This window comes from Nonomuraea sp. LPB2021202275-12-8 (assembly GCF_037044575.1).
Taxonomy (GTDB): Bacteria; Actinomycetota; Actinomycetes; order Streptosporangiales; family Streptosporangiaceae; genus Nonomuraea.
The window spans coordinates 1-19,001 of record NZ_JBAHWD010000053.1 but is presented as its reverse complement, the minus strand read 5'-3'; the positions used below and the strand labels follow the sequence as shown (position 1 = coordinate 19,001).

Genomic DNA, 19,001 nt, shown 5'->3' with positions numbered 1-19,001 from the left:
CGGCGCGCTTAGTGTGGTGCCCATAGCGTGTACGCCGCGGCTTTCGGGGGTTATCGATTCGCATTTCCACTGCATTCGAGCGCGATCGATCACGAGCCGGGAAGGCAATCATGAAAAGCGTAATCAAGACGGCGGTAGCCGTCACATCATTTGGGCTCGCAGCGGCTCTGGCCCTGCCGGTCCACGCCGAGGTCAACCACTTCGGCGCCAAGAAGGCTCCCAGCGGCGAGGACCCGCTCGGCGGCCTGCTCGGCGGCGTCGGCGGGGCCGGCGGCGTGGGCAGCCTGCTCGGCCAGCTCACCGGCGGAGGGCTGCTGGGCGCGCTCGGCGGGCCCAAGGCGGGCCCCGCCGATCCGATGGACGTGGAGAACCAGTCCGAGCCCATGGGCCCGGCCAACTCCTACGAGGACGCCACCGTCGGGTCCCGGCCGAGGCCGGAGCTCGGCCCCAGGGTCGCCGGCCTGCCGCTGCTCTCGGGCCTGCCGCTGAGCGGTAGTCCGCTGGGCAGCCTGCCGGTGCTCGGCGGCATCGCGCCCGGCGCCTCGCGCATGGCGGCGCCTGGCAGCGTCGAAGAAGTCAAGAGCTTCCAGGTGAAGGCCGCCGAGCAGGAGACGCTGCGCGGCTCCTTCGCCTCGGTGGCGGACCTGGTGGAAGGCTCCCTCGGTGGCGCCATGGCGAAGCTGTCCAGCACCAGTGTGGTGCCGGGCGGCGCTTCCAGCCTCGTCGACACCGCCAACGGCACGGCCAGGACGATGAACGGCACCACCGAGGGCTTCGACGGCCTGTCGATGGAGGGCACGATGGCCGCTCTGGCCGGCGCCGCCAAGCACGCTCTGCCGCAGGGCAGCAACAACCCGAAGCTCGGGCCTCTGGTCGGGCGCCTGGTCCCCGCCGAGGCGGCGCCGATCACCCAGGTGCTCCCTGGCACCACGCAGCTCGCCGCCGTCGATGAGGTCGCCCCTCTCGTCCAGGACGTCTCCAACCTCGTCGCGACCAACGGAACCAAGGCCGCGGGCACCTACACCGACGTGATCACCTCGCTGGGCTGGTCCACGGCCGCGCTGACGAGGTACGTCTCGGACGGCTCGCCGCAGCACTGACCCCTATCGCACAGCGTGCTGAACGCCGGCCGACCGGCGGCGATGCGGAGGTCCGCGGAGCGTCAAAGGTGCCGACGCCCGCAGACCTCCGCGCCGCGGCAAAGCGGCGTTCACGCGCGGCAGGTGCCCAACGGTGGCGCGCTCCATGCGTCCGGGACACCGTCGCACTGAACGCGTCGAGCCTTCGAAGCCCCCTGAGATGCCGGGGCGTCGAGGCCTGACGCGTGCGGGTAAGGAGCCCTCGCACCAGCGAGCGGTCTCCCTTCGGGCCTGGCAGCCAAGCCCGGCCCCGGCTCGCGCGGTGCCGCTCCTTGCAGGGCAGCGACACTGCCGAGCCTCACCCGCCGCCGGCCCCACAGGGCCGGCGGCTTCTTCGTGCGGGTCTCAGCGGAGTGCGGCGCGTCTCGGAGCGCGGCAGGTCAGGGCACCCGAACTCCCGTACGGCGAGCGATCTGGGCCTGCAACCGCGCCATCTGCCAGTGCAACTCGAGCAACTGCTCAGCCAGTTGCGTCTTGGGGATCTCGGACACATCCTCGATGTCCAGGTGGTCGATCGCGGCCGAAAGCTCTCCCATCGCGCGCCCCCACTCCATCACCATTCCCAGGATCGAACCGACGTTCGAATCCTATCGGACCAGGGGTCGCCCTGTCAGTCTCTTGTGCCCCGCATGGCTCAGTTTTCGCACACAGAAGCGAACGGATCGCAGAGTGCTGATCAGATGCCCGCATGGGAAACAGTCACCTCGGGAGGCCTCGAAGGGGAGGGCTCCAGCGGGGGAGGGGGCGGGTCAGCCCTTGTTGTAGGCGGCGAGGACCTCTTTGGGGTCGCCGTCCATCTTGATCTTGCCCTTGTGTAGCCAGATCACCCGGTTGCAGGTCTGCTCGATCACCCTCAGGTCGTGGGCGACGAGGAAGACGGTGCCGGCGGACTCGCGGATCTGGCGGATGCGCTGCTCGCTCTTCTTGCGGAACTCGCGGTCGCCCGTGGCCAGCGCCTCGTCGATGAGCAGCACGTCGTGGGTCTTGGCCGAGGAGATGGCGAAACGCAGGCGGGCGCCCATGCCGGAGGAGTAGGTGGACATCGGCAACTGGACGAACTCATCGATTCCGGAGAAGTCGACGATCTCCTGGTATTTCTCCTGCACCTCGGCCGGGGTCATGCCCATCGCGTAGCAGCCGAGGACGATGTTGCGCTCGCCGGTGAGCTCGCGCATGAGGGCCGCGTTGACGCCGAGCAGCGACGGCTGCCCGTCGGTGTAGACGGCGCCCTCGTGCGGCGGCAGCAGGCCGGCGATGGCCCGCAGCAGCGTGGACTTGCCGGAGCCGTTGCGCCCCACGATGCCGATCGCGTCGCCGTGGTAGGCCACGAAGGACACGCCCTTGACGGCGTGCACCTCGCGCATCTGCGGCCTGCCCTGGCGCCTGAGGATGCGCGTGAGGGCGTTGACGGCGTTGCCCTTCTCGTTCTCCGACGCCGCGCCGAAGACGCGGTAGACGATGTGCAGATCGTCCACGATGACGGTCGGCGTGCCGGTGGGCGCGTCCAAGGGGCCCTTGGCCGGCGGCTCCGGGTTGGGGTGCACCCTGACGTCCTTGCCGCGGACGGCGGGGTCCTCGCCCTTCACCTGTGACAGCTCCTTGGTCAGTTCAGCCACGCCCGTACCTCTCCTCGGCTCGCCAGAAGTACCAGAAGCCGAAGCCGAGTGAGAACACCGCCCAGAATACGCAAGACGCCCACACCATAGCCGGGGGGCTGTGCTTCTCGATGAGAATGTCGCGCATCCACTCGATGTAGGAGGCGGCGGGATTGAGGTACATGACGGTGGCGACCCACTGGGGGAGCTCCGCGCTGCCGACCACCTTGTCCTGGATGGAGAAGAAGACCCCGGAGGCGTAGAGCCAGGTGCGGGTGATGAACGGCAGCAGCTGGTTGAGGTCTCGCATCGAGGAGCCCAGGCGGGCCATGACCAGCCCGGCGCCGATGTTGAACAGCGTCTGCAGCAGGAGGACGACCGGGATCATCAGCCAGTACCAGTTGGGCGTCTCCAGGGTGATCAGCACGATCCCGAGGAGGACACCCATGGAGATGGCGAGCTGCTGCAGCTCCTGGATGGTGTAGGCGAGCGGCAGCGCGGCCCTGGGGAAGTGCAGCGCGCGGATCAGCGACAGGTTGCCGGAGATGGACTTGGCGCCGGCGGTGACGGTGCGCTGCGTGTAGGTGAAGACGAAGATGCCGGTCAGCAGGAAGGCCGGGTAGTTCTCCACCCCGTCCTTGCCGCCCAGGACGATGCCGAACATCACGTAGTAGATGGCGGCGTTGAGCAGCGGGGTCAGCACCTGCCACAGCTGGCCGAGTGCGGAGCTGGAGTATTTCGAGACGTTGCGCGAGGTGGCGTACGTCAGGATGAAGTGTCGCCGCTCCCAGAGCTGGCGCAGATAGACAGGGAACCTCGGCCGCGCGATGGCACGGCGAAGTCCGTATCTCTCGGCGAGCTTGGCCAGCGGCTCCTGCCCGCTTCGGCCGCCCGCCTGGGCGTCCGCGACAGCGGATTCCGGCTGGCTCATGGCAAGGACTCTATTGGATCCAGGTCGTTGAGGTGCCTGCCGCGGGGGACTGCGGCGAACAGTTGGACGGAGTCTTGGGGCGTCCGGTTCCAAGGCGCCGCCAAGAGTCGCTCAACCGTAGCCCAGCGGCGCCGATCCGTGGCGGCAAGGGCGCGAGCACCGTCTCGTAGGAGGTATTTTTCATCGTCAGTTCACGTCCTGGCGTGTCCTCGTATGCCTGTTAACTTCTCTTCGAGGCTGTCTGCGAGATATGACTGTGACGCTGGATAGGCGCACGTGTGACCGAACTGCAACGCGCCAGAGACTCGCTGGTGGCAAGTAGTAAGGGATAGTCGCGATCGACTGGCAGGGCGTCGGCTGGTTTGACCAGGTCAGCCAAATCCGGGGATCACAAGGAACCCCCCGTCAGGCTGCTCACGATCATCGCAGCTCAGCGCTAACGCCCACTTGGTAGAGGGAGGATTTTTTCACCATGCGTGTTACTAGAGGCGCACGGATCGTCGCCGGTACCGCGCTGCTCGCCCTCGCGGTCGCCGCGTGTGGCGGCGGTGCCACCCCGTCTGGCGACCCCGCGGCGGGCGGCGGCGACACGCCGGTCCGCATGGAACTCGGCGAGCCGCAGAACCTGCTGGTCCCTTCGAACACCACTGAGTCAGAGGGCGCCGAGCTGCTTGCCTCGGTGTTCGAGCCCCTGGTGAACTACAACGAGAACAAGGAGGCGGTCGAGGCCGCCGCCGAGTCGATCACCAGCGACGACAACACCACCTGGACGATCAAGCTCAAGCCGGGTTACACCTGGCACAACGGCGAGCCGCTGATCGCCCAGAACTACGTCGACGCGTGGAACTACGCGGCCAACCAGGACAACGCCCAGGGTGCCGGCTACTTCTTCGGCCGGGTCGACGGCTACGCCGACCTGAGCCCCGGCGAGGGCAAGGAAGTCACGACCAAGGAGATGAAGGGTCTCAAGGTCGTCGACGACTCCACCTTCACCGTCACGCTCGCGGCGCCGTTCTCCCAGTTCAAGGTCATGCTCGGCTACACGGCGTTCTACCCGCTGCCCAAGGCCGCCTTCGGCGCCGACGGCAAGGTGACGACCGAGTACGGCGAGAAGCCGATCGGCCAGGGCCTGTTCAAGCTCGACAAGGCGTACAAGAAGGGCACCGACCAGGCCATCGACCTGACGGTGTACGACAAGTACCCGGGCAAGAAGCCGAGCAACTGGACCAAGCTCCAGTTCAAGCTCTACAACAGCTCGGAGACCGCCTACAACGACCTCCAGGCCGACAACGTCGACATCCACGACGCGCTGCCCGCGTCGGCGATCGCCAGCGCCAAGACCGCGCTCGGCGACCGCTACCAGGACCAGCCGGACGCCGGCGTCGGCTACATCGGCACCCCGCTGAAGTACAACGACGAGTACAAGAACGTCAAGGTGCGCGAGGCCATCTCCATGGCCATCGACAGGAAGACCATCGCCGAGACGGTCTTCTCCGGCACCCGTGCCCCTGCCGACGACTTCATCAACCCGGCCATCGCGGGCTACCGCCAGGGTGCCTGCGCGGCCTGCACGTACGACCCGGGCAAGGCCAAGGAGCAGTACGCGGCGGCGAACGGCCCCAAGACCCTGGAGCTGGGCTACAACGCCGACGGTGGCCACAAGGAGTGGATCGAGGCCGTCGCCAACAACCTCCGCGCCAACCTCGGCGTCGAGGTGACGGTCAAGCCGTTCGAGAAGTTCGCGAACATCCTCGACGACCTTGACGCCAAGAAGTACAAGGGCATGTTCCGCATGGGCTGGGCGATCGACTACCCGTCGGCGGAGAACTACCTGTCCCCGATCTTCTCGACCGGCGCCATCACGACCGGCTCCAACTACGCCGGTTACTCCAGCAAGGAGTTCGACGAGCTGGTCGCCAAGGGTGACCAGGCGCCGACCGCCGAAGAGGGCCTCAAGCTCTACCAGCAGGCGGACGACGTCCTGATCAAGGACCTCCCGTACATTCCGGTGTACTTCTACCGCAACAATTCTGGGTACTCGACCAAGGTCAAGAACGTCAAGATCAACCTGCTCAACCAGGTTGAGTGGGCTGACGTAGAAAAGGCCTAACGTTGTTCCCGGGGGTGGGCGACACTGGCGCCCACCCCTCGAGAGCCCGCTTTGAAGGCAGTCGCTTGGGCCGTGTTACCCCTGGTTCCAGGCACTGCCTTCTGGCATGTACGGGAGACTTGTATGGGCCGTTACATCATCAGGCGCCTGATCCAGGCGATACCAGTCCTGCTGGGCGCCACCCTGTTCATCTTCGCGATCGTCTTCGCGCTTCCCGGTGACCCCGTAGAGGCGCTGGCCGGCGAGAAGCGGCAGGACCCCACCGTCGTCGCGATCATCCGAGAGCAGTATCACCTCAATGATCCGCTGCTGCTGCAGTACTGGTACTACATCAGCGGCATATTCCTGCGCGGTGACTTCGGCCAGACCTTCGCCGGAGTGCCCGTCACCCAGCTGCTGGCCGGCAAGCTCCAGGTCACGCTGAACCTGGCTCTGGTCGCGCTGACCCTCGAGGCCATCATCGGCGTCCTGCTGGGCCTGTGGGCGGCGCTGCGCCGGGGCCGGGCCACGGACACCGCGATCCTCGCCTCGACGCTGCTGCTCATCTCCGTCCCGACCCTGGTCACCGGCTTCGTCCTGCAACTGTGGCTGGGCGTCTGGCTCAAGCAGGCCGTGGGCACCGAGATCTTCCCGATCGCGGGCGCCACCCAGGGGCTGAAATCCTACCTGCTGCCAGGATTCGTGCTGGCCGGTACGTCGATCGCCTACCTCACCCGGCTCACCAGAACGAGCCTGGTGGAGACACTGAGATCCGACTACATCCGTACGGCCACGGCCAAGGGCCTGTCCAGACGCAGAGTCGTCGGCAGGCACGGGTTGCGCAACGCCCTGATCCCGATGGTCACCTATCTGGGAGCCGACCTCGGCAACCTGATGGGCGGCGCGGTGATCACGGAAACGATCTTCAACCTGCCAGGCATCGGCAATCAGCTCTACCAAGGCGTCTACCTGCGCGAGCAACCGATCGTCGTAGGTATCGTGACCATCTTGGTGTTGGTGTACATCCTGGCGAACCTGGTTGTCGACATGATGTACGCAGTGCTCGACCCGAGGATCCGCTATGAGTGACACCCCACAGGTCGGACCTGTGCCCCAGGAGACACGGACGTTGACCACGGACAAGCAGGCCGTCGCGAGTCCGCCGCCGGTCAAGCACCGCAAGAAGCCGGCCAAGTCGGCGAGCCTGTGGAGCGACGCCTGGCACGACCTGCGCCGCCGGCCGATGTTCATCTTCTCGCTGGTCCTCATCAGCATCCTGCTGGTGATGTCGTTCTGGCCGTCGCTGTTCACCTCGATCGACCCGTTCGACGCGCGCACCTGCGAGCTGTCCACAGCCCGTCAGGGGCCGAGCCCGGGCCATCTCTTCGGCCGCGACAACCTCGGCTGCGACGTGTTCGCCAGGACCATCTACGGCGCCAAGAACTCGATCCTGATCGGTGTCACCACCACGGCCATCACCGCGCTCGTGGGCGGGCTGCTCGGCCTCATCGCGGGCACCCGGGGCGGCCTCACCGACACGGTCACCTCCCGCATCACCGAGGTCTTCTTCGCCATCCCCTCGATCCTGGGCGCGCTGCTCATCACGGCGACGTTCCGGAACGCGGGCCTGGGAGTGTGGATCGTCGTGATCGCACTGTCGATCCTGGCCTGGCCGATGACGTTCCGCATCATGCGGGCCGCCGTCCTGACGGCCAGAAGCCAGGACTTCGTCCTCGCGGCTCGGGCGCTGGGCGCCGGGCAGAGCCGGATCATGTTCAGGCACCTGCTGCCGAACTCGGTCGCCCCGGTGATCGTCGTCGCCACCATCAACCTGGGCGGGTTCATCGCGGCCGAGGCCGCGCTGTCCTTCCTCGGAGTCGGCGTGCAGTCGCCCGACATCTCGTGGGGCCTGATGATCGCCGACGCCCGCAACAGGTTCCTGGAGGCGCCGCTGCCGCTGGTGTTCCCCGCCGTGTTCCTGAGCATCACCGTGCTCGCGTTCATCATGCTGGGCGACGCCGTACGCGACGCGCTCGACCCGAAGCTCAGGTAGGAGGGGGGATCAAGTGAGAGAGACATCGCTGGACGCGTTGCCCGCCGAGGGAGGGCGAGGCAACGAGCCGCTGCTCGCGGTCGACAACCTGCACGTGGAGTTCGCCACCCGCGCGGGCGTCGTGCGGGCGGTGAACGGGGTGAGCTACTCGCTCAACCCCGGGGAGACGGTCGCCGTGCTGGGCGAGTCCGGCTCGGGCAAGTCCGTGACCGCCCAGGCGATCATGGGCATCCTCGACGTGCCTCCCGCCCGCATTCCCAAGGGGGAGGTCCGCTTCCACGGCACCGACCTGCTCAAGCTGTCCGAGCACGCACGTACGCAGGTGCGTGGCCAGCGCATCGCGATGATCTTCCAGGACGCGCTCTCCGCGCTCAACCCGGTCTTCACCGTGGGCTGGCAGATCAGCGAGATGTTCCGGGTGCACCGCGGCATGTCCAAGCGCGACGGCATGAAGAAGGCCGTCGAGCTGATGGACAGGGTGCGCATCCCGGCAGCCAAGCAGCGCGTCAACGACTATCCGCACCAGTTCTCCGGGGGCATGCGGCAGCGCATCATGATCGCCATGTCGATCGCGCTGGACCCCGAGGTGCTGATCGCGGACGAGCCGACCACGGCGCTCGACGTGACGGTGCAGGCACAGATCATGGAGCTGCTCGCGGAGCTGCAGCGCGAGAGCAACATGGGCATGATCCTGATCACGCACGACCTCGGCGTGGTCGCCGACGTCGCCGACAAGATCGCGGTCATGTACGCCGGGCGCATCGTGGAGAACGCCCCCGTGCACGACATCTACAAGGCGCCCGCCCACCCGTACACCAAGGGCCTGCTGGAGTCGATCCCCAGGGTCGACCTCAAGGGCCACGAGCTGTACGCCATCAAGGGCCTGCCGCCGAACCTGCTCGACATGCCACCCGGCTGCGCCTTCCACCCGCGGTGCCCCTACCGCCAGGACAACTGCGTGACCGAGGTCCCCCCGCTCTACGAGATCAGCGGCACACGCAACAGCGCCTGCCACTACTGGAGGGAGGTCCTCGATGGCGAGCAAGGGTGAGCGCATCCTCGAGGTCCGTGATCTGGTCAAGCACTTTCCCCTGACCCAGGGGATCGTGATGAAGAAGCAGATCGGCGCCATCAAGGCCGTGGACGGCGTCTCCTTCAACCTCGACAGGGGCGAGACGCTGGGCGTCGTGGGCGAGTCGGGCTGCGGCAAGTCCACTCTGGCCAAGGTGCTCATGGCGCTGGAGCGGCCGACCTCCGGCTCGGTCACGATCAACGGCCGGGACATCGCCAAGGCCAAGGGCGCCGAGCTCAAGCGGATGCGCCGCAACATCCAGATGGTGATGCAGGACCCGTACACCTCGCTGAACCCGCGGATGACCGTCGGCGACATCGTCGGCGAGCCGTACGACATCCACACCGAGGTGGCGCCCAAGGGCGACCGCGCCCGCAAGGTGCAGGAGCTGCTGGAGGTCGTGGGCCTCAACCCCGACCACATCAACCGCTACCCGCACCAGTTCTCCGGCGGTCAGCGCCAGCGCATCGGCATCGCCCGAGGGCTGGCGCTCCAGCCGGAGATCATCGTCTGCGACGAGCCGGTCTCCGCGCTCGACGTGTCGATCCAGGCGCAGGTCATCAACCTGCTGGAGCGGCTGCAGGACGAGTTCAACCTGGCGTACATCTTCATCGCCCACGACCTGTCGGTGGTGCGCCACATCTCCGACCGGGTCGCCGTGATGTACCTGGGCAAGATCGTCGAGATCGGCAACGACATCGACATCTACGACAAGCCCGCCCATCCGTACGCCCAGGCCCTGCTGTCGGCCGTGCCGGTCCCCGACCCCGAGGGCCGGGAGCAGCGTGAGCGGATCATCCTGCAGGGTGACCCGCCCTCGCCGGCCAACCCGCCGTCCGGCTGCCGCTTCCGCACGCGGTGCTGGAAGGCGCAGGAGATCTGCGCGACGGAGGAGCCGTTGCTGCAGATCAGGCCCGGTACCACGCACGAGAGCGCGTGTCACTTCGCCGAGACGCACGACGTGGTCCACGTCAACTAGTCAGGTGGCCCAGGCCCGCCGCGGGATTTCCCGCGGCGGGCTTTCCGCTGCGCCGCTGCCGTCGGACCACCCGGGCTGACAGCGCCGCGACCAGCAGCACCATGCCCACCACCACCGGCGTCCTGGACGAGGGCGGCCCAGTGGGCGGGCCGTCGCCGAAGTAGCCACCCGGCAGGGCGGGCATCGAGGCGGCGCCTGCCAGCCGTCTCGCCTCGCGCAGTGCCAGTGCCGCGTTCGCCACCCCGTGCCCGTAGGAGCGGCTGTAGCCGCCGGGCGGCCGCTTCCTGGTGCCGCGCTCGATGGCCCGGCGGATGTGATAGGGCGACAGCTCCGGATGGGCCGACTTGATCAGCGCGGCGATGCCCGCCACCATGGCCGCCGCCGAGCTGGTGCCGTCGCCGACCACGTAGCCGCCGGACGCGCCCGCGGTGACGATCTCCGTGCCCGGGGCCACCACGGAGAGGTAGTCCTGCCGGTTGGAGAACCGCGCCGGCCTGAGCCTCCTGTCGACGGCGCCTACCGCGATCACGCCCGGGTACGCGGCGGGGAAGTTCTTCCTGTTCGCCGTGTCGCCGTCGTTGCCCGAGGAGGCCACGAGCACGGCTCCGTGGCCGACGGCGTACTGCACGGCCTCCTCCGCGGCGGCCGAGCCCTCCCACGCGCCGCTGCCCCCGCCCAGGGACATGCTGATCACGTCCGCGCCGTGGTCGACCGCGTAGCGGATCCCCCTGGCCAGCGCGTCACCCCCATCTGAGCGCAGCTTCTCGCGCCGCGGATCGGAGTTCTCCAGCGTGACCCGGACCGACAGCACGTCGGCCGCGGGCGCCACGCCCAGCACGCCCCGGCGGCGCCCCTCGCCGTGCCCGCGGCCGGCGATCAGGCTGGCCATGGCGGTGCCGTGATGCCCCCACGGGCCGCCGCGCCTGGAGGCGCCGGTCAGGTTGGGGCCCTGCACCACGGCGCCGCCGAGATCGGGGTGGTCGGTCCGGACGCCGGTGTCGAGCACGGCCACCAGCACGCGCTCGCCCCGGCTCGCCTGCCACGCCTCGGGCAGCCGCAGCAGGGGGAGCTGCCACTGCCTGGCCCGGGCCATGACGCCCACCTCGTCGTGGGGCCGTGCCGAGGCTGCCGCGGTCGTCGCCGCGCCGCCGGCGGGCAGTGCCGCCACGCAGACCAGGAGCAGCAGCGGCATCACGGGCGGCAGCAGGCGCCGGATCCGGTGCGTCCGGCTCATCCGGTGAGGCTCCGGTGCAGCTCGACCGCGAGCTGGCGGGCGATGCCGCGCAGCCGGGACCCCGCCCGGTCTCCCGGCCGGTAGGGCCTGCCGTCCGCGTATCCGGCGGCCGTGGCCACGAGGTAGCGCTCGTGCGAGGAGACCACGGTCCCGGTGAAGTACTGCCGCTCGCCGAAGCGCTCGGCAGGTCCGCCGGGAAAGGCCACCGGCCGCACCGTCGGAGGCCGGAAGCCGCCGGGCGGCGCGGGCTCGCCGTAGCCGGTCAGCACGGCGATGCCGACGGTGGCGACGAAGGTGGAGGTGCTGTCGGCGTAGGTGGCGCGCAGCGCGGTGACGCACGCGGGCAGCGCGCGGACGGCGCCGGGCTGGAAGGCCGCCCGGCACGGCGCCTCGGGTGCCACGCCCGTCAGCACATAGGTGACCCGCGCACCTGACGGGCTGGTGCCGGGCACGGCAGGCGGGAAGACCCGCGAGACCGGCCAGGAACTCCAGCGGTCGGGAACGGCCGGTCCCGCGGGCGACCAGACCGCGAACAGGATGGAGATCAGGACAACGTAGATGTGATGCACGACGACCTCGAACGGGGGGAGGGGGCGCCCGAACTGCCGTGCATTCTGACATGCGGCCGTTGGTTCAATCCGACGCTTCGGTAAACAGTCCGATACGCCGTGTAATCGCCCTTCTGTGGCTTTCGTGTCAGCCAGAGGGGGAAAGCCGGACATGTGCACCCGGCGGAAGGCCCAGGCGCTGAGCCGCGTCACCACAGTGCACCGCGAACGCGATCAGCCCGGCCGAATCCGCGAACGCCACCAGCTCGCCGGGCGCCACCGCCGCGTACGTCTCGCGATAGGGCATCGACAGGCGGCGCCGGCCCAGCATGACGCCGATGGTGTCGCCCACCCGCACCCCCAGCGCCTCCAGGTCACCCGCCGCGATCGACAGCTGGGTGTTGCCGTAGCCGTCGACCGAGACGACCTCGCCCTCCACCGCGCCCTCACGCAGCACCGACGTGGGCTCCGGCAGTGACACCAGCCGGTCCAGCGGCACCGCCGGGCCCAGCTCCGCGGGGTCCAGCCCGCCCCACAGCCGCGCCGCGACGGGCGCGAACACGTCCCGGCCGTGAAAGGTGGGCGAGACCGGGTGCAGGAAGTGCTCCTCGTTGCGGATCTCGTACGCCGCCCGCGCGCCGCCGCTGGCGTGGATCGCCCAGGACAGCAGCCCGTTGTCCGGGCCGACGAACACCCTGCCGCCCGCCTCGACGGCCACCGCACGCCTCGCTCCGCCGGCGCCCGGGTCGACCGCGCCGATGTGCACGCCGCTGGGCAGGTAGGGGATCGTCTGCGCGAGGATCGCCGCGCCGCGCCGTACGTCGCCCGAGGGAACGATATGGCACACGTCGATCACCCGGGCGGACGGAGCCATCTTCGCGATCACCCCGTGACAAGCGGCCACATAGCCATCTTCGAGCCCGTAGTCGGTCAGAAGCGTGATGACTGAGGTCACACTTGGTGACTGTACGTCTCCCAATCCGCCGTGAACACCCGCCTCGCGCACATTACGATGGCGACGGGCCGCGTGCGTGTGAAAGCCCGCGCCCCGTCACGAGGAGGAGACCATGGACACTGCACCGGTCAGCGGTGACAGTGCTAACCCCGGACCCGATCGTCAGCCCCTCACCGACCGTGAGCTCGAACTCCTCGCCTTCGAACGCCACTGGTGGCGTTACGCGGGCGCCAAGGAGCAGGCCATCAAGGAGACCTTCGGGTTCTCCACCACCCGCTACTACCAGTTGCTCGGCGAATTGATCGACCGGCCGGAGGCGCTGGAGCAGGACCCGATGCTGGTCAAGCGCCTGCGCAGGCTGCGCGCCACGCGCCAGCGAGAGCGCGCGGCCAGGCGCTTCGGCATGCGCCCCTGACCCGCTGGGTAAGGCAGGCGCGTGAAGAACATCCCTGGAACGGAAGCGATACTGAAAGACCCGGCGGGCGCCGTGATCGGGCTCGACTTCGACGGGACCCTGTCCCCGATCGTGCCCGATCCCGCAGCCGCCCGGATCCACCCCGAGGCCGCCGCCGTCCTCGGTGAGCTGGGTGAGCACGTCAGGGCGGTGGTCATCGTGACCGGCAGGCCGGCGGCCACCGCCCTCCACCTCGGCCCCGGCCTGGAGAGGGTGCCGGGCCTGGTGGTGCTCGGCCACTACGGGTTCGAACGGTGGGAGAACGGCCGGATCTCCGCCCCGCCGCCCCCACCCGGCGTGCCCCGGGCCGAGGCCGAGCTGCCGCTCCTGCTCGACTCCCTCGGCGTGCGCGGCGTGGCCATCGAGGACAAGGGCCGGGCGGTGGCCGTGCACACCAGGCGCAGCCCCGACCCCGAGGGCACGCTGGCCACGCTGCGCGAGCCGATCGCCAAGCTGGCCGCCAAGCACGGGCTGGTCGTCGAGCCGGGCCGGATGGTGCTGGAGCTCCGGCCGCCCGGCATGGACAAGGGACACGCGCTCAGCCTGTTCCTGACCGAGCGGGCCGCCAGGTCCGTGCTGTTCGCCGGCGACGACCTGGGCGATCTGGCAGCCTTCGACGCGGTCAGGGCCGCCGGCGTGCCCGGCGTGACGGTCTGCAGCGGCTCGGCCGAGGTGACGGAGCTGGCCGAGCGGGCGGACATCGTGGTGGACGGGCCCGAGGGCGTGGTGGCGCTGCTGAAGGAGTTGACGTCGGCGTTCAGCCGATCGTGAGTCGCTTGCAAGTCCGGCGATCTACGGTCGGCGCATGCCCAAGCGATACCTAGCCGTAGTGGCCGCTGCTGCCACGGCCGTCCTGCTGACGCCGCTGTCCGCCGCCGCCGCCGCCCCGCCCCAGCCGCTGAAGCTGCGCAACGGCCTGACCCTCTACCTGCCGATCCAGTGGCGCGTCCACGGCGGCGGCACCGACTGGATCCACGTCGTCACCGGCAAGTGCGCCGAGCCGAAGGGCGGCTTCTTCATGCCGGACTGCAGGGGCTTCTGGATCCTCGGGCCGAAGGCGATCAAGCTGGGAGCCGAGGGGTTCGGGCCGTACAACGCGAGCAGGGGCGGCTACTACCCCGCCTCGGACGTGCAGCTGTGCCCGGTGAACGGCAAGCTGCAGCGCGGTGAGCAGCTCAAGCACAGCAAGGGGCTGCGCCAGTTCGGGCCCGGGCACAAGGCGGTCTACCACGAGTTCCAGACCCGCTGCCGGACTCTCTCCGGCAAGTCGACCAAGGTGCGCTTCACCACCCGCGAGTGGTATCTGCCGCAGACGAAGATCCTGGTCGTGGACAACTGGAAGACGCGGGGGCTGCCCACCGCCCTCCGGCACGCCGACTGGAGCTGACCGGCCTCAGGTCAGCGCGTCGAGCTGGGCCGCCAGCCACTTCTGCGGCGGAAGCGCCGTCGCGGCCGACTCGAGCCGGTCGCGGCGGCGCATCCGCTCCTCCTCCGGCATGACCAGCGCCTGGTGCAGCGCGCCGGCCGTGCCACTGATGTCGTAGGGGTTCACCACCAGCGCGTGCGCCCCCAGCTCGGCCGCCGCGCCCGCCTCGCGCGACAGCACCAGCGCGCAGCGCGGCGAGAGGACCGGGCCCTCCTTGGCCACCAGGTTCATGCCGTCGCGGATCGGGTTGACCAGCAGCACGTCCGCCAGCCGGTAGGCGGCCAGCGAGCGGGGGTAGTCGTCGTTGACGTTGAGTATCAGCGGATCCCAGTCCTCCGTGGCGTACTCGTCCTCGATCTCCTGCGCGCAGCGCTGCACCGAGGCGGTGTACTCGCGGTATTCGGGCAGGTCGTGGCGGCTGGGATAGGCGAACGCCAGGTGCACCACGCGACCGTGCCACTCGGGATGCGCGGCCAGGAACTCGCGGTAGGCCAGCAGGCCGCGCACGATGTTCTTCGACAGCTCGGTGCGGTCGATGCGGACGATGAGCTTGCGGTCGCCGACCTGATCCCGGAGCGCGCTCATGTGCGACTCGACGTCGGGCTCGCCGGCCCGCGCCCACAGCGCCTTGCCGTCGACGCCCAGGCCGTGCACGCCGACTCGGGTGGTCCTGCCCTCGTAGGTGACCGTGCGGCCCGCGCGGTCCACCCGAGCGCCCAGCAGCGCCTCGCAGCAGTCCATGAACGCCCCCGCCCACCGGTCGGTGAGGAAGCCCGCGTGGTCGGCGCCCAGGATGCCACCCAGCACCTCGCCCGCGACCTCGTCGGGCAGCAGCGAGAAGTACTCGGGCGGCGCCCACGGCGTGTGGCTGAAGTGCGCGATGCGCAGGTCGGGTCGCTCGGCCCTGAGCATCGCCGGCGTCAGCGTCAGGTGGTAGTCCTGCACCATCACGCGCGCGCCGTGAACGGCCTCCTCGGCCAGAGCCAGCGCGAAGGCCCCGTTGTAGTCGCGGTAGGACCCCCAGTCGCGCTGGAACCTGGTGCCGAAGTGCGGCGCGTTGGGGGTGTCGTAGAGCAGGTGGTTGACGAACCAGAGCGTGGAGTTGGCCACGGAGTTGTAGGCGCGGTGGAAGACGGCCGGCGGGATGTCGAGCATCCGCAGCGCCCCGGTGTCGTAGCCGGCGTCGTCGAGCCGGCCGCCGGGGGCCTGCCGCACGGCGCTGCGGTCACCGTCGGACAGGGCGGCGCACACCCACAGCACGCCCTCGTCCTTGGCCACGCCTGTGAGGCCGGAAACGAGCCCGCCACCACCGCGTTTCATGGTCAGTTCACCGTCCTCGGAGACGGTGAACGAGACGGGGCCTCTGTTCGAGGCGAGCAGGATGCTGTTCATTTAAGCTCCCTCCGACCTTAGGATCCCAGCTATGGCGCTTGATGAGCTAACCGAGGAACTGGCCCGCTCCGCCGCCGTCGGGGATCATCGCGCACTCGGCGAGCTCCTGCGGAGGATCGAGCCGGACGTGCTGCGGCACTGCGCCCGCATCCTGCCCTACCACCAGGACGCGGAGGAGGCGGCCCAGGACACCCTGCTGGCGGTCGCACGCAACATCGGGCGGTTCGAGGGACGGGCCAGGTTCAGCACCTGGCTGCACATCGTCACGGCCAACTGCGCACGCACCACCTACCGGTCGCTGAAGCGCAGGTCCGCCGAGCAGAGCTCCGACGAGCTGCCCATGCAGAAGCCCGACGTGCGGCGGGTCAGCGTGATCGCCGGGTCCCGGCTGGACCTGCTCGACGCGATGGAGGCGCTGGAGGCCGACAAGCCCGACCTGGCGCAGGCGCTGGTGCTGCGCGACATCGTCCAGCTCGACTACAGCGAGGTGGCCGAGCAGCTCAAGATCCCGCTCGGCACCGCCAAATCGCGTATCCACCAGGCCCGCAAGTATGTCCAGGCGGCGCTGGGAGAGGACTACCGTTGAGACCGCGAATCCCGCATGCTGAGATGACTGGTCGGTTCACGCGATTGATTAGGTAGAGTCCGGTTCAGCAGCAACAACTGAATATTGCTCATCCAGAGGGGTGGAGGGACCGGCCCTGCGAAGCCCCGGCAACCCTCCCGGCTTGTGACTCGCGACCTGGCGAGGCCGACCGGGACAGGTGCCAATTCCGGTCTGCGGTCAGGGTGGCCGCAGGCGAAGATGAGGGAAGGCCTCGCTTCATGTCGCTCGACTTTGGTCCCGCCGAAGCTCTCTCCTGCCGCGAGTGCGGCACCCGCTATCCGCTCGGACCCAGTTTCGCCTGTCTGGAGTGTTTCGGGCCGCTTGAGGCGGCCTACTCCTTCGGCGACGTCACCCGGGCCTCCATCGAGTCCGGACCGGCCAACATCTGGCGCTACCGCTCGCTCCTGCCGGTGCCTGTCGACGTCGCCACGAAGCCGAACATGAACCCCGGCTGGACCAAGCTCGTCAAGGCGGGCAACCTCGGCAGGGAGCTGGGCATCAGGTCCCTCTACGTGAAGGACGACTCGGGCAACCCCACTCATTCCTTCAAGGACCGGGTGGTCGCCATCGCGGTCGAGGCGGCGCGCAACTTCGGCTTCCACACGCTGTCCTGCTCCTCCACCGGCAACCTGGCCGGCGCAGTGACGGCCGCCGCCGCCAGGGCCGGGCTCGACGCCTGCGTGTTCATTCCCGCGGGGCTGGAGCAGGCCAAGATCGCCATGGCCCGCGTGTTCGGCGGCAAGATCGTCGGCATCGAGGGCACCTACGACGAGGTCAACCGGTTCTGCTCCGAGCTCATCGGTGACCCGCTGGGCGACAAGTGGGGCTTCGTCAACGTCAACCTGCGGCCCTACTACGCCGAGGGCTCCAAGACGCTCGCCTACGAGATCGCCGAGCAGCTCGGCTGGCGGCTGCCCGAGCAGATCGTCATCCCGGTGGCCTCGGGCTCCCAGCTCACGAAGATCGACAAGGGCTTCAAGGAGCTGATCGAGCTGGGGCTGGTCGAGGACGCCCCGTACAAGATCTACGGCGCTCAGGCGCTCGGCTGCTCGCCGGTGTCGTCCGCCTACAAGGCCGGCCACGACGTGGTCCAGCCGGTCAAGCCCGACACCATCGCCAAGTCGCTGGCCATCGGCAACCCCGCCGACGGCCCCTACGTGCTCGACATCGCGCGCCGCACGGGCGGCGCGGTGGAGGACGTCACGGACGCCGAGATCGTCGCGGCGATCAAGCTGCTGGCCTCCACCGAGGGCATCTTCGCCGAGACGGCGGGCGGTGTCACGGTGGGCGTGCTGAAGAAGCTCGTGGAGACCGGGCAGCTCGACCCGGAGCTGGAGACCGTGGTGCTCAATACCGGCGACGGGCTCAAGACGCTCGACGTGATCGCCGACGACGCCAAGCCCACGGCCGTCATCCGGCCTTCTCTCGACGCGTTCCGCGCGACTGTCTGACAATCAGGAAAGGCGAGATTTATCATGAGCGTTTCTGTGCGGATTCCCACCATCCTGCGCACCTACACCGACGGCAACGCGGAAGTGAGTGGGGAGGGCGCGACTCTGCGTGACGTGCTCGTCAAGCTCGACTCCGACTATCCGGGGATCGGCGCGCGCATTCTCGATGAATCGGGCAAGATTCGTCGTTTTGTCAACGTTTATGTTGGCGAAGAGGACGTCCGTTTCGCTCAAGGGCTGGACACGCCGGCGCCTGAGGGCGTTCAGGTCTCCATCATCCCGGCGGTCGCGGGCGGCTGAGCCCACGCTGACTGCCCGGAACCCTTGAGAAGGCGCCCCTTGCGGGCGCCTTCTCTTTTCTATGAAATACAAGGTTGAACTACTTCATCAGTGATGAAATATCCGGTTTGTCGGTTGACTCTGTTGCCAAACGCCGTGCCGAAGGTATGGTCGAGTGCGATCGTCTGACTGATTTCCCCATATGTCATGACGGTTGTGGGTCTCGCGGAGGAATGGGTGAGACCTAGGAGCCCAGTAAGAGGAGTCGGAAGTGGCGCAGGGCACCGTCAAATGGTTCAACGCGGACAAGGGCTACGGCTTCATCGCGGTAGACGGTGGTAAGGATGTATTCGTCCATTACTCGGCAATCATGATGGACGGCTATCGCTCTCTCGAACAGGGACAACGGGTCGAGTTCGAGATCACGCAGGGCCAGAAGGGGCCGCAGGCGGAGTCCGTCCGCTCGGTCGCGTAGCTGGTGTGCACCGGCAGCCCGCACGCGAGCGCAGTGCGTGCGGCCTGCCGCCCCCTCACGTCGTCTCGGTGTGCGGCGGGCCACCCCGGCTCGCCGCACACGTCTGAGGGACTTGACCTGGACAAGAGGGGCCTCAGCTTGCACTCGGCAGGGTAGAGTGCTAAACAATTCGTTGGCACTCTCTGTTGTAGAGTGCCAAACCTGGGATCGAGACGATGGGGCCTGCCGAACGGAGATGCGGGCCCTCATGCCGTCGCGGGCGTCGGCTCGGTCCACAACCAGCCACCCTGCATCTGGGAGGTCCAGCCTTATGGCAGCCAAG

The 19,001-nt window shown here is 68.6% G+C and carries 20 protein-coding genes and 1 riboswitch; of the genes, 13 read left to right on the top strand and 7 right to left on the bottom strand.

Annotation, left to right across the window (positions count from 1 at the left end):
• Positions 1–110: 110 nt before the first annotated feature.
• Positions 111–1,100, top strand: coding sequence for a hypothetical protein (locus V5E28_RS45885; RefSeq protein ID WP_336216575.1), 990 nt, complete (start codon positions 111–113; stop codon positions 1,098–1,100).
• A gap of 419 nt (positions 1,101–1,519) precedes the next feature.
• Here the strand turns inward: V5E28_RS45885 and V5E28_RS45880 are convergent, their stop codons facing one another.
• The 3 genes from V5E28_RS45880 to V5E28_RS45870 all read right to left on the bottom strand — a co-directional run bounded on the left by V5E28_RS45880 (position 1,520) and on the right by V5E28_RS45870 (position 3,665).
• On the bottom strand, positions 1,520–1,675 hold the full coding sequence (locus V5E28_RS45880) for a hypothetical protein (RefSeq protein ID WP_336216574.1): 156 nt from the start codon (positions 1,673–1,675) through the stop codon (positions 1,520–1,522).
• Between the two features lie 213 nt (positions 1,676–1,888).
• Positions 1,889–2,755 (bottom strand): ABC transporter ATP-binding protein, encoded by an 867-nt coding sequence (locus V5E28_RS45875; RefSeq protein WP_336216573.1) that lies wholly within the window; start codon positions 2,753–2,755, stop codon positions 1,889–1,891.
• On the bottom strand, positions 2,748–3,665 hold the full coding sequence (locus V5E28_RS45870; protein WP_336216572.1) for an ABC transporter permease: 918 nt from the start codon (positions 3,663–3,665) through the stop codon (positions 2,748–2,750). The genes V5E28_RS45875 and V5E28_RS45870 overlap by 8 nt, the downstream gene beginning before the upstream one ends.
• A 472-nt stretch (positions 3,666–4,137) precedes the next feature.
• On the opposite strand from V5E28_RS45870, the gene V5E28_RS45865 reads away from it, so the two are divergent.
• From V5E28_RS45865 to V5E28_RS45845, 5 genes are all read left to right on the top strand, one after another.
• Entirely contained in the window at positions 4,138–5,775 is a 1,638-nt protein-coding gene (locus V5E28_RS45865; protein WP_336216570.1) for a peptide ABC transporter substrate-binding protein, read from the top strand.
• 123 nt (positions 5,776–5,898) lie between these two features.
• Positions 5,899–6,843: an ABC transporter permease gene (locus V5E28_RS45860; protein WP_336216568.1), complete on the top strand. Its 945-nt coding sequence runs from the start codon at positions 5,899–5,901 to the stop codon at positions 6,841–6,843.
• Positions 6,836–7,807 carry an ABC transporter permease gene (locus tag V5E28_RS45855; protein ID WP_336216567.1) on the top strand — a complete coding sequence of 324 codons (972 nt, stop codon included), beginning with the start codon at positions 6,836–6,838 and terminating at the stop codon, positions 7,805–7,807. The genes V5E28_RS45860 and V5E28_RS45855 overlap by 8 nt, the downstream gene beginning before the upstream one ends.
• Before the next feature lie 13 nt (positions 7,808–7,820).
• Complete coding sequence (locus tag V5E28_RS45850; protein WP_336216566.1) at positions 7,821–8,858, top strand: ABC transporter ATP-binding protein; 1,038 nt, start codon at positions 7,821–7,823, stop codon at positions 8,856–8,858.
• Complete coding sequence (locus V5E28_RS45845; RefSeq protein ID WP_336216565.1) at positions 8,842–9,858, top strand: ABC transporter ATP-binding protein; 1,017 nt, start codon at positions 8,842–8,844, stop codon at positions 9,856–9,858. The genes V5E28_RS45850 and V5E28_RS45845 overlap by 17 nt, the downstream gene beginning before the upstream one ends.
• On the opposite strand, the gene V5E28_RS45840 is transcribed toward V5E28_RS45845, so the two are convergent.
• The 3 genes from V5E28_RS45840 to V5E28_RS45830 all read right to left on the bottom strand — a co-directional run bounded on the left by V5E28_RS45840 (position 9,851) and on the right by V5E28_RS45830 (position 12,595).
• Positions 9,851–11,092, bottom strand: coding sequence for a S8 family serine peptidase (locus V5E28_RS45840; protein ID WP_336216564.1), 1,242 nt, complete (start codon positions 11,090–11,092; stop codon positions 9,851–9,853). The two genes, V5E28_RS45845 and V5E28_RS45840, sit on opposite strands and share 8 nt — an antisense overlap.
• The gene (locus tag V5E28_RS45835; RefSeq protein WP_336216563.1) at positions 11,089–11,661 is read right to left on the bottom strand and encodes a hypothetical protein; all 573 of its coding nucleotides are present in this window, start codon (positions 11,659–11,661) and stop codon (positions 11,089–11,091) included. Before V5E28_RS45835 ends, V5E28_RS45840 begins: the two co-directional genes overlap by 4 nt.
• A 127-nt stretch (positions 11,662–11,788) precedes the next feature.
• Positions 11,789–12,595, bottom strand: coding sequence for an SAM hydrolase/SAM-dependent halogenase family protein (locus tag V5E28_RS45830; RefSeq protein WP_336216561.1), 807 nt, complete (start codon positions 12,593–12,595; stop codon positions 11,789–11,791).
• A gap of 112 nt (positions 12,596–12,707) precedes the next feature.
• Here V5E28_RS45830 and V5E28_RS45825 point away from each other — a divergent pair, with 112 nt between their 5' ends.
• The 3 genes from V5E28_RS45825 to V5E28_RS45815 are packed head-to-tail and all read left to right on the top strand — an operon-like array spanning position 12,708 to position 14,436.
• Positions 12,708–13,010, top strand: a complete 303-nt coding sequence (locus tag V5E28_RS45825; RefSeq protein WP_336216560.1) for a DUF3263 domain-containing protein — start codon at positions 12,708–12,710, stop codon at positions 13,008–13,010.
• 21 nt (positions 13,011–13,031) lie between these two features.
• Positions 13,032–13,820 carry a trehalose-phosphatase gene (gene otsB, locus V5E28_RS45820; RefSeq protein WP_442945984.1) on the top strand — a complete coding sequence of 263 codons (789 nt, stop codon included), beginning with the start codon at positions 13,032–13,034 and terminating at the stop codon, positions 13,818–13,820.
• Between the two features lie 34 nt (positions 13,821–13,854).
• Positions 13,855–14,436, top strand: coding sequence for a hypothetical protein (locus tag V5E28_RS45815; protein ID WP_336216559.1), 582 nt, complete (start codon positions 13,855–13,857; stop codon positions 14,434–14,436).
• Positions 14,437–14,442: 6 nt separating this feature from the next.
• On the opposite strand, the gene V5E28_RS45810 is transcribed toward V5E28_RS45815, so the two are convergent.
• Positions 14,443–15,867: an alpha,alpha-trehalose-phosphate synthase (UDP-forming) gene (locus tag V5E28_RS45810; RefSeq protein WP_336216558.1), complete on the bottom strand. Its 1,425-nt coding sequence runs from the start codon at positions 15,865–15,867 to the stop codon at positions 14,443–14,445.
• Between the two features lie 31 nt (positions 15,868–15,898).
• Here V5E28_RS45810 and V5E28_RS45805 point away from each other — a divergent pair, with 31 nt between their 5' ends.
• The 4 genes from V5E28_RS45805 (at position 15,899) to V5E28_RS45790 (ending at position 18,679) form a co-directional block, all read left to right on the top strand.
• The gene (locus tag V5E28_RS45805; RefSeq protein WP_336216557.1) at positions 15,899–16,453 is read left to right on the top strand and encodes an RNA polymerase sigma factor; all 555 of its coding nucleotides are present in this window, start codon (positions 15,899–15,901) and stop codon (positions 16,451–16,453) included.
• An 85-nt stretch (positions 16,454–16,538) separates the two neighbouring features.
• A riboswitch (SAM riboswitch) is annotated at positions 16,539–16,679 on the top strand.
• 13 nt (positions 16,680–16,692) lie between these two features.
• Positions 16,693–17,925 carry a threonine synthase gene (gene thrC, locus V5E28_RS45800; protein ID WP_336216556.1) on the top strand — a complete coding sequence of 411 codons (1,233 nt, stop codon included), beginning with the start codon at positions 16,693–16,695 and terminating at the stop codon, positions 17,923–17,925.
• A gap of 24 nt (positions 17,926–17,949) precedes the next feature.
• On the top strand, positions 17,950–18,225 hold the full coding sequence (locus tag V5E28_RS45795) for a MoaD/ThiS family protein (protein WP_336216554.1): 276 nt from the start codon (positions 17,950–17,952) through the stop codon (positions 18,223–18,225).
• Positions 18,226–18,475: 250 nt separating this feature from the next.
• On the top strand, positions 18,476–18,679 hold the full coding sequence (locus tag V5E28_RS45790) for a cold-shock protein (protein WP_336216552.1): 204 nt from the start codon (positions 18,476–18,478) through the stop codon (positions 18,677–18,679).
• The last annotated feature ends 322 nt before the right edge of the window (positions 18,680–19,001 follow it).

Excerpts from the sequence above, each read along its gene's own strand:
- V5E28_RS45885 (WP_336216575.1), top strand. The coding sequence starts at position 111 with ATGAAAAGCGTAATCAAGACGGCGGTAGCCGTCACATCATTTGGGCTC.
- V5E28_RS45880 (WP_336216574.1), bottom strand. The coding sequence starts at position 1,675 with ATGGGAGAGCTTTCGGCCGCGATCGACCACCTGGACATCGAGGATGTG.
- V5E28_RS45870 (WP_336216572.1), bottom strand. The coding sequence starts at position 3,665 with ATGAGCCAGCCGGAATCCGCTGTCGCGGACGCCCAGGCGGGCGGCCGA.
- V5E28_RS45865 (WP_336216570.1), top strand. The coding sequence starts at position 4,138 with ATGCGTGTTACTAGAGGCGCACGGATCGTCGCCGGTACCGCGCTGCTC.
- V5E28_RS45860 (WP_336216568.1), top strand. The coding sequence starts at position 5,899 with ATGGGCCGTTACATCATCAGGCGCCTGATCCAGGCGATACCAGTCCTG.
- V5E28_RS45855 (WP_336216567.1), top strand. The coding sequence starts at position 6,836 with ATGAGTGACACCCCACAGGTCGGACCTGTGCCCCAGGAGACACGGACG.
- V5E28_RS45845 (WP_336216565.1), top strand. The coding sequence starts at position 8,842 with ATGGCGAGCAAGGGTGAGCGCATCCTCGAGGTCCGTGATCTGGTCAAG.
- V5E28_RS45840 (WP_336216564.1), bottom strand. The coding sequence starts at position 11,092 with ATGAGCCGGACGCACCGGATCCGGCGCCTGCTGCCGCCCGTGATGCCG.
- V5E28_RS45825 (WP_336216560.1), top strand. The coding sequence starts at position 12,708 with ATGGACACTGCACCGGTCAGCGGTGACAGTGCTAACCCCGGACCCGAT.
- V5E28_RS45815 (WP_336216559.1), top strand. The coding sequence starts at position 13,855 with ATGCCCAAGCGATACCTAGCCGTAGTGGCCGCTGCTGCCACGGCCGTC.
- V5E28_RS45810 (WP_336216558.1), bottom strand. The coding sequence starts at position 15,867 with ATGAACAGCATCCTGCTCGCCTCGAACAGAGGCCCCGTCTCGTTCACC.
- V5E28_RS45805 (WP_336216557.1), top strand. The coding sequence starts at position 15,899 with ATGGCGCTTGATGAGCTAACCGAGGAACTGGCCCGCTCCGCCGCCGTC.
- thrC (WP_336216556.1), top strand. The coding sequence starts at position 16,693 with ATGTCGCTCGACTTTGGTCCCGCCGAAGCTCTCTCCTGCCGCGAGTGC.
- V5E28_RS45795 (WP_336216554.1), top strand. The coding sequence starts at position 17,950 with ATGAGCGTTTCTGTGCGGATTCCCACCATCCTGCGCACCTACACCGAC.